Annotated in this window: 18 protein-coding genes and 1 riboswitch; all 18 genes read right to left on the reverse strand. The window is 42.0% G+C overall.

Annotated elements, in window-relative coordinates:
• Positions 1 to 16: 16 nt before the first annotated feature.
• Entirely contained in the window at positions 17 to 502 is a 486-nt protein-coding gene (locus tag DW125_RS05420) for a threonine/serine exporter family protein (RefSeq protein ID WP_021860707.1), read from the reverse strand.
• Positions 499 to 1,728: a GNAT family N-acetyltransferase gene (locus DW125_RS05425; protein ID WP_021860708.1), complete on the reverse strand. Its 1,230-nt coding sequence runs from the start codon at positions 1,726 to 1,728 to the stop codon at positions 499 to 501. The genes DW125_RS05420 and DW125_RS05425 overlap by 4 nt, the downstream gene beginning before the upstream one ends.
• Before the next feature lie 54 nt (positions 1,729 to 1,782).
• Positions 1,783 to 2,763, reverse strand: coding sequence for an InlB B-repeat-containing protein (locus tag DW125_RS05430; RefSeq protein ID WP_117537327.1), 981 nt, complete (start codon positions 2,761 to 2,763; stop codon positions 1,783 to 1,785).
• An 18-nt stretch (positions 2,764 to 2,781) separates the two neighbouring features.
• Positions 2,782 to 2,928, reverse strand: a complete 147-nt coding sequence (locus DW125_RS13995; protein ID WP_158549889.1) for a hypothetical protein — start codon at positions 2,926 to 2,928, stop codon at positions 2,782 to 2,784.
• Positions 2,929 to 3,058: 130 nt separating this feature from the next.
• Positions 3,059 to 4,213 carry a glycine/sarcosine/betaine reductase complex component C subunit alpha gene (gene grdD / locus DW125_RS05435; protein ID WP_021860710.1) on the reverse strand — a complete coding sequence of 385 codons (1,155 nt, stop codon included), beginning with the start codon at positions 4,211 to 4,213 and terminating at the stop codon, positions 3,059 to 3,061.
• A gap of 14 nt (positions 4,214 to 4,227) precedes the next feature.
• Positions 4,228 to 5,766, reverse strand: coding sequence for a glycine/sarcosine/betaine reductase complex component C subunit beta (gene grdC / locus DW125_RS05440; protein ID WP_021860711.1), 1,539 nt, complete (start codon positions 5,764 to 5,766; stop codon positions 4,228 to 4,230).
• 133 nt (positions 5,767 to 5,899) lie between these two features.
• A complete protein-coding gene (gene grdA, locus DW125_RS05445) occupies positions 5,900 to 6,370 on the reverse strand; it encodes a glycine/sarcosine/betaine reductase complex selenoprotein A (protein ID WP_117537328.1) in 471 nt (156 codons plus the stop codon).
• A 77-nt stretch (positions 6,371 to 6,447) separates the two neighbouring features.
• Complete coding sequence (gene trxA / locus DW125_RS05450; protein WP_021860714.1) at positions 6,448 to 6,765, reverse strand: thioredoxin TrxA; 318 nt, start codon at positions 6,763 to 6,765, stop codon at positions 6,448 to 6,450.
• Positions 6,766 to 6,813: 48 nt separating this feature from the next.
• Entirely contained in the window at positions 6,814 to 7,758 is a 945-nt protein-coding gene (gene trxB, locus DW125_RS05455) for a thioredoxin-disulfide reductase (RefSeq protein ID WP_021860715.1), read from the reverse strand.
• A 40-nt stretch (positions 7,759 to 7,798) separates the two neighbouring features.
• Positions 7,799 to 9,109: a glycine reductase complex selenoprotein B gene (gene grdB / locus DW125_RS05460; RefSeq protein ID WP_117537329.1), complete on the reverse strand. Its 1,311-nt coding sequence runs from the start codon at positions 9,107 to 9,109 to the stop codon at positions 7,799 to 7,801.
• A 20-nt stretch (positions 9,110 to 9,129) separates the two neighbouring features.
• Positions 9,130 to 10,410 carry a glycine/sarcosine/betaine reductase component B subunit gene (locus DW125_RS05465; protein ID WP_021860718.1) on the reverse strand — a complete coding sequence of 427 codons (1,281 nt, stop codon included), beginning with the start codon at positions 10,408 to 10,410 and terminating at the stop codon, positions 9,130 to 9,132.
• A 67-nt stretch (positions 10,411 to 10,477) separates the two neighbouring features.
• Entirely contained in the window at positions 10,478 to 10,864 is a 387-nt protein-coding gene (locus DW125_RS05470; RefSeq protein WP_021860719.1) for a GrdX family protein, read from the reverse strand.
• 188 nt (positions 10,865 to 11,052) lie between these two features.
• A riboswitch (glycine riboswitch) is annotated at positions 11,053 to 11,165 on the reverse strand.
• A 262-nt stretch (positions 11,166 to 11,427) separates the two neighbouring features.
• Entirely contained in the window at positions 11,428 to 12,792 is a 1,365-nt protein-coding gene (locus DW125_RS05475; protein ID WP_021860720.1) for an alanine/glycine:cation symporter family protein, read from the reverse strand.
• Positions 12,793 to 13,109: 317 nt separating this feature from the next.
• Positions 13,110 to 14,543, reverse strand: a complete 1,434-nt coding sequence (gene purB, locus DW125_RS05480; RefSeq protein ID WP_021860721.1) for an adenylosuccinate lyase — start codon at positions 14,541 to 14,543, stop codon at positions 13,110 to 13,112.
• 47 nt (positions 14,544 to 14,590) lie between these two features.
• Complete coding sequence (gene purF / locus DW125_RS05485) at positions 14,591 to 16,018, reverse strand: amidophosphoribosyltransferase (protein ID WP_021860722.1); 1,428 nt, start codon at positions 16,016 to 16,018, stop codon at positions 14,591 to 14,593.
• 81 nt (positions 16,019 to 16,099) lie between these two features.
• A complete protein-coding gene (locus DW125_RS05490; RefSeq protein WP_117537330.1) occupies positions 16,100 to 16,786 on the reverse strand; it encodes an amino acid ABC transporter ATP-binding protein in 687 nt (228 codons plus the stop codon).
• An 11-nt stretch (positions 16,787 to 16,797) separates the two neighbouring features.
• The gene (locus DW125_RS05495; protein ID WP_117537331.1) at positions 16,798 to 17,448 is read right to left on the reverse strand and encodes an amino acid ABC transporter permease; all 651 of its coding nucleotides are present in this window, start codon (positions 17,446 to 17,448) and stop codon (positions 16,798 to 16,800) included.
• Positions 17,449 to 17,523: 75 nt separating this feature from the next.
• Positions 17,524 to 18,345 (reverse strand): amino acid ABC transporter substrate-binding protein, encoded by an 822-nt coding sequence (locus tag DW125_RS05500; RefSeq protein WP_117537332.1) that lies wholly within the window; start codon positions 18,343 to 18,345, stop codon positions 17,524 to 17,526.
• Between the last annotated feature and the right edge of the window lie 84 nt (positions 18,346 to 18,429).

The raw sequence follows: 18,429 nt of genomic DNA on the forward strand, positions 1-18,429 counted from the left end.
ATCTCCTAACTATATATTAATTTAAAATATTTTTCTTTTTTCTGTGATATTTCAGCTGCTTCCAGTAGCCTTTCTGGAACACATCTCTCGGAATGGATAATACAATGGCAATTCCAAGGACTATTCCAAACGAAACCTTGACTGCTTCCAGGCCTTTTGATGCTGCCATTCCCAACTGATTCATAACCAGATAATAAGTTGTATAATAAATCCCGGCACCCGGCACCATCGGAATCACTCCGGATACAAGGAATATTGTGATTGGGCATTTCATCCGCACGGTCAGCATACGTGATAATAATACCACTACCAGTGTACCACAAAAAGAAGCAATTGCAGCCGAAAGTCCTGCATATTCTTCCAGTATCAAATACACACACCAGCCTGCTGCACCTGTAATTCCACATCCGATGTAAAAATGTCTCGGTACACTAAATAATACTGCAAACGCAACCGCTCCTGCAAATGCACAGACTCCATTGGCAATCAGTTCTACTATCATCCGACAATTCCTCCTAACGTGTGATAAATGCTAAGAGTCAGTCCGACGCCGATCGCAATATACACAAATACTAATAATGTATCAATCATTCTGACTGTTCCCGACAGAAAATCACTGTCTGCAATCTCGCGGATTGAATTGACAAATGCCATTCCCGGAACCAAAGGCATAAGCGCACCAATGATCATACCATTTAACTGCACCGGTGCAAGCCATGGCACCTCTCTCGCTGCAAGCGCCAGCCCGGTAATGATCACGCCACCTGCAATATTACTGATAATCTTAGACATATGATATCTTCTCGCCAGCAGTACCCAGCAATAGAGGATACAGCCAATAAAGAACGCAACAACGCTTTCTCTCGCCGTCGCTCCAAGAAGATATCCAAGACATCCACTTGCAAATCCGGCACCTATGATCTGTACACCCGGATGTATCGGCTCAATTTTGTCGATCTCTTTTAATCGTTTCTGCGCCTCTTCCAGTGACATCCTCCCGGCTGATATCGCTCTGGAAAGCGAATTTACTTCCGCAACAATCCCCAGATGTGTTCCCGATAAAGGTACATTCTTCACCTTTGTGTACACTTCCTCTTCTCCGCTCTTCGCCGTAACAAAGATGGCATGACTCAGAGTAAATATATCTACCTGATCAATATGAAAACGGTTGCATATCCGCGTCATCGTCTCTTCTACACGGAAGATCTCGCCACCATTCTTCAAAAGGATCCTTCCTGCTTCCAGTGCCACATCCACGACTTTTTTTATATCAATCTCTGCTTCTAGCCGCTTCTTAAAATATACCATATCTGTAAGCGGAATACCATCATCATAAACAGGTTCTTTGTATTTTTTCAGAAAATATCCTGCTAAAATATGAGAATTAGAAAATCCACATTTTTCAAAAAAGCCAAGCAGTTTTCTGCAATTTCCGATTCCCACATACAATTCGTCACACCGGTCACTGTAATGCTCACAAATATAATGAACCATATATTTACCGTAGCCACATCCACGCGCTTCTTCCATGGTTACAATGCTCAAAATCTCGCACTTCCGGTTTTTCCGGAATCTGACAGCACAGATCGTTTTGATCACTCCGTCTTCCTTTAACAGAAACAGATCCATTGTATCCAGTTTTTTTTCCAAAGCTTCTTCGTTCGGATCCGCAAACTGTAATAAATCAAGATATTGGATTTTGTTGTCTTTTACTTGTTGAATTCTCATGCGTAGCTCCTATGTACCTAATCCAACACATTATATCACCACATTTTCCAAATATCAACCTCGCGGTGTTGCAACAATTTCTCCAGTTGTTCTGTACAATACACCTTCTTCACTGTAATAATAAGGATTTCCGGACGCTGCTTCTATATAAAGAAGATTTGGAAGTCTGTCAAAAATTCCGTCTGCGATATAATGAATGTTCGCCGGAATATATACTTCCATGATCCGATCTTCCACTCCATCAAATGCACTTGCCGCAATCCCTGTGCATGAAGCAGATGTTGGAAGCACAAGAAATCCGTCTCTCAGCATCGTATCTGCATTGGTACATGCTGTTACGTAACCATTTGCATCACATACAAATCCATCAAATTCTTTCCAGCCGGCATACAAACGGATATTTTTCACATCTATTACTCCTGAAAATGGCTTTGTACATCCTACATCTTCATACCATCCGGTAAATACTTTTCCAGGTCTTGTCGGTACTTCAAAATCCTTTTCTGAAAATGTCTTTTCTGCAAAAGAATACTCACGAATTGCCGGAATACCACCGTTAGCATCAAGTGTCACACTCCATGGAACTTCCGTCTCCAGCTTTTTCTTTGTATCTTCTGCCACCGAAGAATCCGAAAGAGCCGTCTTCACAGATTCTTTGACAGTTGCCGCCTTTGTCTCATTTTCAGATTCGCTAACTGTTGCTGCATACGATCTCTTCACAGACTTTTTCATAGCAGGCTTTGAAACTCTGGTTGCTGATCTCGCAACTGATGATCTCGCAACTGGTGCTTTTGCAGCGGTCGATTTTGCAACTGATGCTTTTGTTTTAAGTGCTGATTTTACATCTGTCTTTCCAGACACTGTCATTCCCATAGCTGCTTTTCTATGTTCAGACATATCTTTAAAATTAACTTTCGCTCCTGCTGTTCCTGCAAATAGGTTCGCTCCTGCTGTTCCTGCAAATAGGTTCGCTCCTGCCGGTCCTGTATGTGTTTCTTCTATCACCGCCTGGTGCATGGCGGCCCCATCCGGCAATCCTTCTCCTTTTCCCTTTCAGGTTGTCACGCCCAGATATAAGAGTGCCAGACTTACCAGAACAAATATTCCGGTCACAGTATTTCTTGTTGTCATCTTACTGCGGAATGCACATATTCCTTCCACTTCCAATCCCTGATTTAATTTCTTTAATACGAGTTCCATAATGCCACCAGCCTTTCCGGTTCTTTCTCTTATAAGTTCATTATAAATTGACTCACAAATAAAAGAAAGTGGCGTCTTGACACATTGTCAAAACGCCACCCGGTCAGACTATGACTTTTTTATCATCAGACTAATTAATATATCCGGCTTTCTTTAATTCTTCTTCAGCTTTTGCAAGATTTGCATCCGATACACGGATGATCGGTCCGGTACATCCCATTCCGCTCTCTGCATAAATATTGAGTTTCCACAGGACTTTAACTGCATCCTCAAGATCCATAACTTCGATTCCTGCGATCTGGCTTGTAACGATCTCCTTCGGTGGCTCTTTTACATCTTCTTCAGCCGCTGCCGGTTTGTTCGCTGCCTTTCTTGCCTCAAGAATCGCTTTTAATCCAGCTTTGTTTGCTGCTGCAAACTCTGCTTTTGCGATTTCAAATACTTTGCTTCTTACAAGCTGTGCTGCATAGCGGATAGCTCCTGCGATAAGCGGTGCTCCACTTGCTCTTGATACGATCATGACTAACTGGTCATATCCTTCTCCGATTCCAGGTCCATATCCGTAACCTGTTGCCTCATAGCTTCCTCCCGTTGTGTATGAAGACAGCATCTTAATCAGGATATTTCCTGTAAGGGAATCTGTTACCATGATATCCGGAGTTCCCTGCAGTACGTCATTTCCTCTCATGACACATCCACCGTCTGCTCTTGCTGACTCTGCAAATGTAATGTCATATCCGTTTTCTTTTAATTCTTTTAATGCTTTTTCTGTCTGGCGTGCACCGTCTACATTCAGGATTCCAACTGTAGGATTTACTTTTCCACATGCTTTTGCTGCAATGATTCCGTAAATCGTATTCTTGATCATTCCTTCGATACGGTCTGCACTAGATGTTCCGGTTGTATTTGCCACGAACATTTCTTTTCCCTTGGATGGTGTGATCGCACGTCCGACTGTGGATACTCCGATCGGGAATGGGAAATGCATGGTAACTGCTCCGTCTACTTCCTTGTTTGCCAGCATTTCTTCCATCTTTTTGTGGCCTTCCTCATCATCTGCCACTTTGACGGTTGTAACGCCTTCTGCTTCCAGAGATCCAATGTAATAAACATCAATCCCTTCTTTTGCAGCCATGAGCGCTGCTTCCATCGCATTCTCTTCGCCATGCTCAGATCCCATTCCTGTAAGCGCGATCTTCGGTCTTTTACCAAAGCTTCCTGTTTCCAGTCCCTGCGCCATCTCAAGGAAGGTCTCTGCGATCATTTTTTCAATTTTATCTGCCATTATAATGTACCCCCTTATTCTGCCATCAGGGTCGCTGCAAAATCTTTCATTGCTTTTGCGATTAAGCCTTTTACTTCTTCCTCTGATACTCCGGATGCTGCTTCTTCTTCAGCTGCTGTATTTCCGTGAATTACGAAAGATACTCCATCGAATAAGTTTGTCATACGTCCAAGGAACAGACTTCCTTTTCCGATGATCATGGCATTTTTGATCTTTCCTTCTAAGATATCTTCACGTGCAAATCCTACAAATGGTACTCCTGACGGGATATGTCCCTGTGTCGGTGCCCATCCGGTCAGTCCGTGATCTTTTGTAAATGCTGCCAGCTCTTTTCTGTCAAGCTCGCCTCTCTTTACTGCCAGAGCAGCGATCATCTTATAGTTTGCAAGCGGTACATCTCCTGCTCCTGCCGGTTTTGTGATATCCGGGTTCTGCATCTCCGGTGAGAATTTATCGATATCTGTGATCTTCATTCCTGCTCTGTCAAGCGGATCAGCTACCAGGCTTCCGATTACGTTCTGCGGTGCAGATCCAGTTCCTACTGTGTGGCGTCCTAACATGTTCAGATCGATCTCCGGGTTTACTCCGTCGTTCTCTGCGATGATCACACAGAATCCGCCCAGGCAGTCCTCTAAGATCGGAAGTTCTTTTTTCACATGGTCTTTTCCGTTCATTCCTAATTTAGCTGTACATCCACCTGCTGTAACAGCTACGCATTTGTATGCTCCGGATTTAACGAGTGCTGCTGCTTCGATCAGTGCGTGTGTCGGTGCTGCACAGAATCCTCTTGCGTCAGATCCTGTAGCGTTAGACAGTCCGGCAATCTCAGCTGCTGCTTTAGCGAAGTTTCCTCCACCTCTCTGGTTCATATCTCCACATGCTTCCTCAGCACAATCGATAACATACTCTACGTCAGATTTTTCAATTCCTGCATTTTTAACTCCGTAAAGCAGTGCTAAAACACTAGATGCTTTACTCATTAAGTTTTCATGCATAACGTGAGAAGATAAGTTTACATCGATATCATGAGCTGGTTTTACACATCCAACTAATTTGTCTTCGAAGTAAAGAGGCTCTGCGTGATCGTCTTTAATCAGTGCTTCGATCTCATCGATCTCTACACCTTCATGTAACAGAGCTACAATATCTTCAGTGATAACCGGGTCAGCTGCAAATGCATCTTTGTGTGCTGCTACGAATGCTTTCTCCAGTCTTACTACTTCAAACATATCACAAGCCTGAACTAAAAGAAGGAACTCTTCTTCCGGCATGATCTCACCATATTTTCCATAACGCTCTGCGCCTTCCATCTTCTTGTCGAAGTATGGGAACTCAATCTCAGCTAACTGATCCGGATGAGCATTTCCGATGTATGTCTGGTTCGGCCAGTAAGCTACAACATCCTCATAAGAACGTAAGTGCTTCGGTACCTCTTTCAGATACTCTGATTCCGGGTTAACAATTCTTTCTGTTGTCTGAGTTGTTCCATTATATAAAACCATATCTGGAGTGTGTGCTAATACATAGCTTGCTCCCTTAATTACACTGTTCATTGGTTTTCCACCTTTCCTTTTACGTAAACTTTTACTTTGTCGTATACAATCAAGACAAAAAGAGGGCTCCCCTTATGCGGGGATCGCACCGGGTTCGCCCTCTAAACACAACATGATCTTTAACAAAAAATGATTAGTTTTCTGCTGCCTGCTCTCTGATAGCATTCATCTCATCTACGATGTCGTCTACGTCAAGAACCATTTCCATCATGCTTACCTGTTCATCATAAACTGCTTCGTCAAATTCCTTTTTGATCTCTGGCTCACATACGTGATAAGTCGTAAGTCCAAGCTGGACTCCTGTCAATGGACCTGCGAAAGTAGGATCGCCTAACATTACAGTCTCAGCTGCAAGACCTGCAGCTTCGCCTTCTGCTGCACCAAGAACTACTACTAAGTTCTCTGCACCATACTCCTCTGCGAACTCTTTTACTCTCTTCTGGTTTTCCAGATCCATTGCGCCTGCGCTTGTTCAGACGAAACATTCCGTTGATGAGAAAATTACTTCAGCACCAGCTGTTTTTACGCATTCTGCGATAGCCGGTCCCGGAATTCCATCACGGTCTCCGATAATTATTGCTTTTTTGCCTTCTAAAATAGCCATAATTACTCTTTCTCCTTTCTTGTATTGTATACTAACAACTTGATCAAATATCTATGATTATAGAAACAACATCCAGATTAGATGTATTTCTTAATCAACTCTTCGATAGACTCTGGTGTACAATCATCTTTTACCAGCTCTTCTACTTTCTCTCCGTCTTTGTAAATTGCCATAACCGGCAGACCTAAGATTTTCTGAGAGATTGCAAGACGACGTGCCTTTGTTGTATTCAGGCATGTGAATTTCATCTTGTCACCATATGTATCTGCATATTCATGTACTTTTGGCATCAGAGCCTGGCATGGAACACATCCATCACCGAAAAAGTCTACAAATACATATCCTTCTGCTTTTAATACTTCTTCTTCAAATGTTTTCTTATCTACTTCTAACATTGCTTATCTCTCCTTATTAAATACAAAATTTGACGAATTAAAAAGGTTTTAGAAATAATCTGACATACTTCTCTCAACCTGAACGGCTGCGATTGCTCCGTCAGCTGCTGCAGTTACTACCTGCCTCAGGCTCTTCACGCGAACATCACCTGCTGCATATACACCCGGGATGTTTGTATGCATGTCTGCATCTGTCTTGATGTATCCACGCTCATCCATGTCGATAATTCCTTCAAACGGTTTTGTATTCGGTACTGTTCCGATAAATCCGAACACACCAAACATTCCGTCTTCTTCATCTGCTTCCACTGTTGTAACTTCACCAGTTTTCACATTTTTCACTTTCATCCACTGGAGAATATCATCTCCACCGACTTCTTCTACAACTGTATCCCACATAAAGTGCAGTTTTGGGTTCTTGAAAGCCTTTTCCTGAATGGATTTTGCAGCACGAAGTTCGTCACGTCTGTGAATGATTGTAACTTTTCTTGCAAATTTTGTCAGATACATAGCTTCTTCTACTGCAGAGTCTCCTCCACCAACTACGTATACCTCGAAATCCTCAAAGAAGTTTGCATCGCATGTTGCACAGTAAGAAACACCTTTTCCTGTGAACTCTGCTTCCCCTTTGCATCCGATTGGTCTTGCATGAGCTCCTGTAGCGAGGATGACATGTCTTGCTTTGTATTCTGCTTTTGAGCTCTTTAACACTTTTACATCTCCCTCAAGAGATACTTCTGTAATTGTGTCAGATACACGCTCAGCTCCGAATTTAGCTGCCTGTTCTGTCATTCTTGCGATCAGGGACGGTCCGGACTCACCTTCTACGATCTGTCCCGGATAGTTCTCGATCTCATCTGTGATTGCAATCTGTCCTCCGTCCTGTCCTTTTTCAAGAATCAGTACAGAAAGACGACTTCTTCCTGCATACAGTCCTGCCGCTAATCCGGCAGGTCCTGCACCAAGAACGATAACATCATAAATCTTATCCATGTCTGTTACGTCTCCTTTTCATTAATAGTATTCTCATACTCTACTCGAAAATAGTCTGTCCGTCAACCTCTGTTGTAAGAGCTTTCAGAGCTTTCTCTACGATCTTACGACGAAGTTCTTTTTCCTCATCTTTATCCAGTGCCGGATTTCCAAGTGGATGAGGGATTGCGATAGCCGGAACGATTCTGTTAGCACCAACTGTCATGGAAATTGGTGTTACTGTACAGATATGTACTACCGGAATTCCTGCTCTCTCAATTTCTTTTACCATCGTTGCACCGCAACGTGTACAGGTACCTCAAGTAGATGTGAGGATTACTGCATCTACCCCATCAGCTACCAGTTTCTTAGAGAATTCATCAGCAAATGCTTTTGCAGATGCAACAGCAGTACCATTTCCTGTTGTAGTATAGAATAAGTGATGTAACTCACCGATAATTCCTTCTTTTTCCATATCACGAAGAACATCAACCGGAAGTACACGGTCAGCGTCTTCATTTGCGTATACTGGATCGTATCCACCATGAGCTGTCTCATATGTGTCTTCTGTCAGATCCGTAACACCTGTAATATCATACTCACCATAGTGGGAAGCACTTGAACTTTCGATGTGATCCGGATTTCCCTTCGGAACGATACCACCGGAAGTAACTAATGCGATCTTAGCATGTGCAAGGTCTTTTACAGCCGGATTCGGATCAACTCTGTCGAAGTCTGGCATTGGGAACTCTGTCTCGAAAGGTTTTCCAGCCAGTTTCTTAATGAGCATCTTAACAGCTCTCTGAGATCCTCTTTCTTTTTCAAAGAAGTTTACACGAATACCGTTCGGCATATATCCTTCTTCTGCAGAAGAACCGATTTTCTCACCTTTTCCAAGTTTAACAGCCAGAGGAGCCATCTTCTTAACAGCGTCTCTCATACCTGCTGCACTGTTCTTTGTAGAGACCATGTATACCTGGTTTTTAAACATATCAGCACCTGGGTTCTCTACATACATACCAGTCAGGGAAGGAATACCAAGTTCTTCCTGAACTGCTGCTGCGATAGTACCGCAGGCAACTCCGTAACGTCCAGCGTTGAAAGCCGGTCCTGCAATAAAGATGTCCGGAGCCTGTTCTTTAACCATCTCAAGAATCTCTGCTTTTGCTTTTTCAAGATTCTCGTTGAAATAAGAGTCACCACATACGATTGTTGCAATGATCTCTGCTTCATCTTTAAAATTCTGTGTTAATGCCATACCTGGTCCAACAACTTCGCCAACACGCAGTTCAACCGGGTAATCTGCTTTTTCTTCTCCACCAATCTGTGCAAAGAACTGATTGATGTAATGAACAACTTTTAATTTAGCCATTATTCTATATCCTCCATTCCTTATCTTGCACTCAGTTTATTGAAACCAGTTTCGTTTGTTGCGCCTGTCAGAACCTGAAGCTCAACTTCAAGAGATCCGTCCTCGCGCAGTGTCTCTTCACTTGCACCAGCAATCTTTGTTACATAGTCAAGAGTTCCAATTACTTTGTCAAGTTTCGGCAGGATAACTACCTGGTTTGCATTTCCGCCTGTTACTACTGCATCAGCAGCCTGATCAGCATCAGCAAGTGACTGAGATTTTCCATCACGTCCGGCATACTCGTCTGTGATGATTACAGTCTTAACGCCTTCTGCTTCAATCTTCTTACAATTCATGATAAGGTCTGTATCCGGGTTACCGAATCCTTCCTGAGATACAATAACTCCATCCAGGTCTAACATCTTGCAAAGTTTTGCTGTCCAGTCAGAAGAACGCTGTTTATCAGCAAGATATACGTTCTCGTTTGTGATAATCTGGCAAACAAAGTTTAATGTTTTTCCGTGCTGTTCAAATAAGTCATGTACAACCGGGTTGTTCAGATGAACATATGTAGGGTTCTTATCACATGCAGATACACAGTTACCGGAAACAATTGCTCCGTCCATGATCTCTGTAGGGCTTAAAATTGTAGGAACGATTTTCTTAGCATCTACACCATATACATATGTGTCATGAAGAAGTCCCTGGCTCTGAAGCATCTGTACATATGCAACTCTCGGCAGGTCCGGATATTTTTCCATTCCTTCTTTGATTGTGCATGTCTCGTAAACTTTTGTCTCATCCGGTGTCAGATCACGTGCTAACTCACCAATGTAAGTTGCAACTCTGAATCCAGCGAAACGAACTGCTTTTTCGTATTCATGCTGTTTGATATTGTCAATTGGCTCACATACCATAACCAGGTTTAATGTCTTGGAGAATGGTGTGTAATCTGCTCCAGGACCTGTCATATCAATGATACCTTCCTGGAATCCCACGATCTTACCAGCTGTAACAACAGCCATTCCTTTTAATGCGTAAGTCTTTCCTTCTCCAACTGTGTCTACTTTAGAGATAACTCCCGGGAAGATTCCTCCTCTTCCTTCAACTTTAACTCTAGGTTCGATAACATCTTTAACAGGTGTGATTCTTACAGACTCACCCGGTTTTGCAATGTCAAATGATACGCTCTTAATCTTTTCGTCCTCAAGAGCTACTGCCTTAACGGCTTCTTCGGATACATAAAGGATTCCGTCTTCAATCTTTGACTCAGATGCAAACTGAATATCCTTGATGTAAATGTGTCCCATTTCTAATCTCACTTTAAGTTCCCTCCTTAAAAAAATTATATTGTTTAAGCTGCAACGCTCGACAACCTCACTCAATGACTTACCAGGCATCTGCTGATGCCAGGCCGCTTTCCAGCAGAGTCCAGTCAATCAACTGAAAATCTTCCAGTACGCTTTCTCCATATCGTCCAGTCTTATCTTGGAATTTATGGCATGCATCGATTGCATTTTCTATAATCGTAAGCGACCTTCTGTCCACTTCCTCCTTTCCAGCTGAAATCAAAACCGATTTGTATGGTGTCTCATTTGGCTTCACGCTTCCGGATAACGGATGCGTCAGAAGTAAATGTCCGTCATGTATTCTGTCTCTGACTTCCCGGAGAAGCCCTTCATAAGTAGTTTCCAGATATATTACTTCGTGTGTCTTCTCAAGCTTATCGAAGACCAGTGGATTATTGGTCAAGACTATATATTTCCCCCTGTTCATCCTGAACCGTATCCTCCTTTCCGGCCTGTTGCCTCGGCAATCGATAAATACAATAAAAGTCATCGGTATTCCAAATAAAAAAGGACGTCCAGATATACAATTATATCTACGGCGTCCTTCCTGTCTTTTGCCCTGATAAATTGAAATCATCGATAAGCTTTATCACACAGCACAAGATTCAGAATGTGGTACATTTTCCAGTCCTTTTGCCTGAAAGTTTCACCTTTTTGCATACCCACCATGTATGTCCGGCTTGCCTCTTCGGCGGCTGATCCGTTCAACTCTCTCTTGGAAAACATCATCCCACGAATATTCTTTTCATAGAAAATCATTACACAATTTTCATAGACATTTTTTATATTATTTATTGCCTGTATCTATAATAACTTATTGTAACTTTTTTTGCAACCCATTATACTAATTAATATTATTTTAGTGAGTATGCACAATTTCCATTCCTGATTTTTGTTATATTTATTAGTCGATTTTATAATATTTATTAAAACGTCTATAAAAAACAACATTTATGATTGTCCTGCATTTCATCCACTTATAGATAATATCTATTTATTCTTTTTAAAGTTCTGATAGTAATCATCATGCAACTTCTTAATCGTACCGCTCAGAACAATCAGACCGATAAAGTTCGGAATTACCATCATGGAGTTGAAGCAGTCTGCCATATTCCATACGAGATCTACCTGTGCAAGTGATCCAAGCACTACGCACACAGCAACTAATACGGAATATACTTTTACAGCTTTTGGTCCAAACAGATACTTAATATTTGCCTGTCCAAAGAAATACCAGCCAATAATTGTTGAAAATGCGAAGAAGAACATACAAATCGCGATAAAGATATCTCCGCCTTTTCCATACAATGTAGAGAATGCATACTGGCTTAACTCTGCACCTGTCTTACCACTTGGAATAGACTTCGTTGTAATAATTACAAATGCTGTCAGGTTTAGTACGATAAACGTATCGATAAATACACCGATCATTGCAACAAATCCCTGCTCGACCGGATGATCTACTTTTGCAACTGCATGCGCATGTGGGGTAGAACCCATACCAGCCTCATTAGAGAACAATCCTCTTGCAACACCTTTTGTAAGCGCAAGTTTTAATGTCGCACCCACAGCACCACCGGATACTGCTGACGGATTAAATGCTCCAACGACAATTGCCTGGAATGCATATGGAATATTCTTATAATTATAAATAATAACAATCAGCGCACCAAGAATATAGAAAGCTGCCATGATCGGTACGAGCGTCTCTGTTACTTTTGCGATACGCTGCATACCACCTACGAATACAAATAACGCGATCAGTGCAACTACAACACCAACTGCTGCCTGTGGCACACCAAATGCTGTATGGAAGGCTGCTGCGATGGAATTGGACTGTACTGCATTACCCATAAATCCAAGCGCCAGGATGATCAATACTGCAAAAATTCCGGCAAGTACTTTTCCAAACGTTCCTTTAAATGCTGCACGGATATAATATACAGGTCCTCCTGTGATCTCTCCGTCAACTCCTACCTGCTTATACTTCTGTGCAAGTACAGCCTCGCCAAAGATCGTTGCCATTCCCAGGAATGCTGCGATCCACATCCAAAAAATAGCTCCCGGTCCTCCGATTGCAAGAGCGGTCGCCGCTCCGGCGATATTACCGGTTCCTACCTGAGCTGCAATTGCTGTTGCCAGTGCCTGGAATGATGACATTCCATCTTTGTCAGCATTGCCTTTTTTACTGAACAGGCCGCCAAAAGTCCGGCGCATTCCTTCTCCAAATCCACGTACTTGAATAAAACCAAGCTTAAATGTGAACCAGATTCCACCTCCGAGAAGTGCGATGATCAACACATAATCAGACAGATAGTGCTGAATTGTCAGAACAAGATCGTTTAATGTTTTCATTGTTACATCCCCCTTTTCTTTGTATAGATTTTCCGTATATTTATACGAACTTATTCATTACACCTATCATAACACTTATCTATATACAGCGCAATATGTACAAAACCTTCTATATTTTCTTTGTGTATTTTATACATTGTGTGCAATCGCGCTTATTATTTTACATACAAAAAACGGCGTAAACTCGTTCGCTTACACCGTTTTTTTGTCAAGTTATTTTCATCATTAAAGATTTTTTCGTCACAATTACTATTGCACGTTTGTAACTTCTATCTATTCGTTTCATCTATAGATATTCTTTATATATTCCATATATTTTACACGTTAATTTCCGCTGTCATTCCAAGAATTTCTTTATTCTCTTCAAGCATTGGGCGTACAACATTGTTCAGATAATTGTCTACCTGAACCGGTGCGCGTCCAACATATTTGGACGGATCCATTGTCTTCTTCAGTTCATCAACACTCAGATTGAATGCCGGATCTGCTGCAATCAGTTCCAGAAGATTATTGTCCAGCCCTTTTTCTTTTACATTGCGTCCTGCTTCCATAGAAAGCTCACGGATTCTTTCATGTAACTCCTGACGGTCACCGCCTGCTTTTACAGCATCCATCATAATATTCTCTGTTGCCATAAATGGAAGCTCTGACATCAGACGTTTCTCGATTACTTTCGGATATACAACCAGTCCATCTACAACATTCAGGCAGAGATCCAGAATACCATCAATTGCAAGGAATCCTTCCGGCACACTCAGACGTTTATTTGCGGAATCATCCAGCGTTCTCTCAAACCACTGCGTTGCAGATGTGATTGCCGGATTCAGCGCATCTACTATCACATATCTGGATAAAGATGCAATTCTCTCGCTTCTCATCGGATTACGCTTGTAAGCCATTGCGGATGATCCGATCTGTGTCTTTTCAAATGGTTCTTCTACTTCTTTTAAGTGCTGAAGCAGACGGATGTCATTGCTGAATTTGTGTGCACTCGCAGCAATTCCTGCCAGTACATTAATTACTCTTGTATCTACTTTTCTGGAGTAAGTCTGTCCTGAAACCGGATAACATGCCTCAAATCCCATCTTCTGTGCGATCATTGGATCGATCTTATCAATCGTCTCCTGATCTCCATCAAACAGTTCCTGGAAACTTGCCTGTGTACCGGTAGTACCCTTTGAGCCAAGCATCTTCAAGCTTCCTTTTACATACTCCAGATCTTCCAAGTCCATCATAAATTCCTGCATCCACAAAGTTGCACGTTTTCCAACCGTTGTCGGCTGCGCCGGCTGGAAATGTGTAAATGCAAGCGTCGGCAGATTCTTATGCTCATCCGCAAATTTGGCAAGTTCTGCAATTACATTTACCAGTTTTTTCTTCACAATATCCAGTGCCTCGGACATCAGGATAATATCTGTATTATCTCCTACATAACAGGATGTTGCTCCAAGATGAATGATTCCTTTTGCCTTCGGGCACTGTTTTCCATATGCATATACATGAGACATTACGTCATGACGCACTACCTTTTCACGTTCCTTTGCGACATCATAATTAATGTCTTCTGCATGCGCTTTTAATTCATCAATCTGTTCCTGGGTGATTGGAAGTCCCAGCTCTTTCTCTGTCTCTGCAAGTGCGATCCACAGTTTTCTCCATGTGCGGAACTTCTTGTCCGGCGAGAAAATATACTGCATCTCTTTGCTGGCATATCTTTCTGAAAGTGGGCTCTGATATCTGTCGTTTGTCATCGTTTTTTTCTCCTTATTCTGAATTATATTTAAATAATTTATATCTTCTACTCAAAGGCAAGGGATACATCTCTGCCCGGCACTTTCATCGGATAATTGCCTGTAAAACAGGCATCACAGTAACTTAAATCCCCAACCATATCTTTCAACTTCTCAACTTCCATATATCCAAGAGAATCGGCTCCGATCATCTCCCGAATCTGTTCTGTCGTATGTGAATGTGCAATGAGCTGATCATCTGACGGAACATCTGTACCGAAATAACATGGATGCAAAAACGGCGGCGAGCTGATTCTTACATGCACTTCTTTTGCCCCTGCTTTCTTCAACATCTTAATAATATTCGCACTTGTTGTTCCGCGAACAATCGAATCATCTACCATAACAATTCTCTTGCCTTTTACAACTTCTTCAATTACATTCAGCTTGATCTTTACACTACTCTCTCTCTGGCTCTGTTTCGGCTTAATAAATGTTCTTCCGACATAGCTGTTCTTATGAAATGCCATTCCATAAGGGATTCCTGACTGTTCAGAATAGCCTTTTGCAGCCACCAGACCGGAATCCGGCACACCAACAACCAGATCTGCCTCTACCGGATAGGACTCTGCCAGTGCCTTTCCGGCAAGGATACGTGCATGATAAACATTCACATTATCGATCGTACTGTCCATACGCGCGAAATAAATATATTCAAAAATACATCTTGCCTGCTTCTCAGGCGAAATTGCCATAGACTTATCAGAAGTAATACCATTCTTCGTAATTGTTACGATCTCTCCCGGCTCCACATCACGTACAAACTCTGCATCTACAGCAGCAATTGCACAACTCTCTGATGCAAGAAAATATGTATTGTCTCTCTTACCGATACACAGTGGTTTCAATCCAAATGGATCTCTCGCTCCGATCAGTTTACGCGGTGAACTCACGACCAACGCATAGGCACCTTTGATCTTCTTCATCGCATTTTTTACTGCATCTTCTGCGCAGGAAACATTCAATCTTTCACGCGCAATGTGATAAGCGATCACTTCCGAATCAATCGTTGTCTGAAAAATAGCTCCGGTATACTCCAGTTCTCTTCTCAGCTCGATCGCATTCGTTAGATTACCGTTATGCGCAATTACCAGTGTACCTTTGACATATTTCAGTACAAGCGGCATCGCATTCTCTGCTCTCGTTCCTCCGGCTGTTGAATACCTGACATGTCCAACGCCCAGATTACCGTGCAGTGTCTGTAACGCTTCTTCATCAAACACTTCATTTACAAGTCCCAGTCCCTTTTTTGAATGCACTTTGCGTTCACCATATGTATCTGTCACAGCAATACCGCAGCTTTCCTGTCCTCTGTGCTGTAACGCAAAAAGCCCATAATATACAGATGGGGCAACATCGCCTCCGTCCATATCATAGGCTCCAAACACTCCGCATTCCTCGCTCAAACCTGTTGTCATTTTTTCCAATTCACCCATGAATGCAAGACTCCTTATTCGTTTTCAATTTACTCCATTACTCGATTAGTATAATACAAGGTCTGCCGAAAATCAATACATTTAATTTTCGGCAAACTTTCCTAAGAACTCTTTCATACGCTCGTTGTCCGAGCCAAATACTTCTTCCGGCGTTCCCTGGAGTGCGATCACACCGCCGTCCATAAATATGATATGGTTGGATACATTCTTTGCAAAATTCATCTCATGTGTAACAATCACCATCGTCATATGCTCTGCCGCAAGGTCTTTGATAACTTTCAATATCTCACCTGTCAGCTCCGGATCAAGTGCTGATGTAGGTTCATCAAAGAAGAGAATATCCGGTTTCATTGCAAGTGCTCTTGCGATAGATACACGCTGCTGCTGTCCTCCCGACAGCTGGAACGGATATGCGTTTTCCTTATCAGCAAGTCCCATCTTTTTAAGAAGTTCCCGTGCCTCTTTGTATACTTCTTCTTTGTTTCTTTTCTGCACACGAAGTGGCGCATCCACAATATTTTTCAGAACTGAAAAATGAGGGAACAAATTAAAGTTCTGGAAAACAAGACCGAATGTACCATTATAATGGATCTCGCCGGAATCCGGTGTCTCCAATCCCGTTGCACAACGCAGCAGTGTGGATTTTCCCGAACCGGACGGTCCAATAATACCAAACACTTCTCCTTCTTCTACTTTCATGGAAATGTCTTTTAGAACTTCCACTTCTCCGAAACCTTTTTTCATATGATTAATTTCCAATAAGCTCATGACATCTCCTCCTATCTATAATAATTCAGTTTCTTTTCCAGAAGCTCAAGCAAAAATGCCACAATCAGGTTAAATACATAATAGAAAATTCCCGCAAATACATATGGAAGCATCGTCGTCTGTGATGCAGCCAGTGCTTTAGAGATTGTAAACATCTCCATAATTCCGATTGTAAATGCAAGGGATGTATCCTTCACAAGTGTAATCGTCTCATTCGTAATAGATGGAAGGATGATCTTGATTACCTGCGGAAGAATAATGCGCATAAATGTCTGTGCCTTGCTGTATCCTAATATCTGTGCAGCTTCATACTGTCCTTTCGGCATGGATTCAATGCCACCTCTGTAGATTTCGGCAAAATATGCCGCATAGTTTAACACAAATCCGATTGCTACTGCACTGTTCTTCCAGCTTGGACTGTTTGTGATGCCGAATATATAATATGGGCCGAAATAAATTACCATAAGCTGTAACATGAGCGGCGTTCCACGCATGATCGATATGTATGCCTTAAAAATAGTACGGATAACTACATTTTTTGCCATACGTCCAAACGAAACCAGAAGCCCAAGCGGTAATGAAAACAACAGTGTCACTGCAAAAAGCATTAATGTGACTACCATTCCTTCCCCCAGCTTCGATAACATAATTGATACTGTCATAGGAATGTCTCCTCTCCTAGAAAAATGGACCGTCTGTAAAGACAGCCCCTTTTGATTATTTTATAATTATTTTAATTATTTACCAATGATCGTAATATCTTTCTTAAACCACTTTTGGGAAATCTTAGCCATCGTTCCGTCTTTTGCCATCTCTTCCAATGTGCTCTCTACCTGATCACGAACTGCTTTATTTCCTTTGGCAAATCCTACTCCGTATTCCTCTGCTGCAATCTCATAATCCAGGATTGTAAAATCAGCTTTTCTCTTCTCAATCTGGTAAGCAGCTACAACTGTATCCATAGCAACTGCATCTGCGGATCCGGATTCCAGATTCATAAGTCCTGTATTATAATCTGCTACAACTTCCAGATTGCCAAAAGTTGAAGACAGATCTGCCTTTTCTTTTAACGCAGCCTGTGCAGAAGAATCTGTCTGAACGTCTACGACTTTTCCTTCCAGATCTTTTTCGGATTTGATACCAGAATCTTTTCTGACTACAAATACCTGCTCATTGTTAAGATATGGTTTGGACCATGTATACTTATCTTCTCTTCCATCCATGGTAAATCCGTTCCAGATACAGTCAATTCCACCGGATTTTAATTCTGCATCTTTAGAATCCCATGCGATTGGTTTTGCGACATACTTCCATCCCTGTCTCTTGCACACTTCCTGTGCCAGTTCCAGATCGAATCCTGTATATTCGCCATCGTCACCAACAAATCCCATCGGTGGGAAATCCTGGTCAAATCCTACGGTAAATTTGTCACCGGACTTCTTCTCGGTATATTCTTTCTTACTACTTTTGTCAGAGCTATTATCCTTGCTTCCACAGCCTACGAACACTGTCATTGCAAGTAGCGTCACTGCAAGCACCATTGCCAGTCTTTTTTTCATAACTTCATCCTCCTGTATTCATGGTATGTCTGCTTTGCATACTGCGTTGTTTTATCAATTCATCAATTGATTACTTTACCACGC

The sequence above is a fragment of the Dorea sp. AM10-31 genome, assembly GCF_003435815.1.
Taxonomy (GTDB): domain Bacteria; phylum Bacillota; class Clostridia; order Lachnospirales; family Lachnospiraceae; genus Dorea_D; species Dorea_D hominis.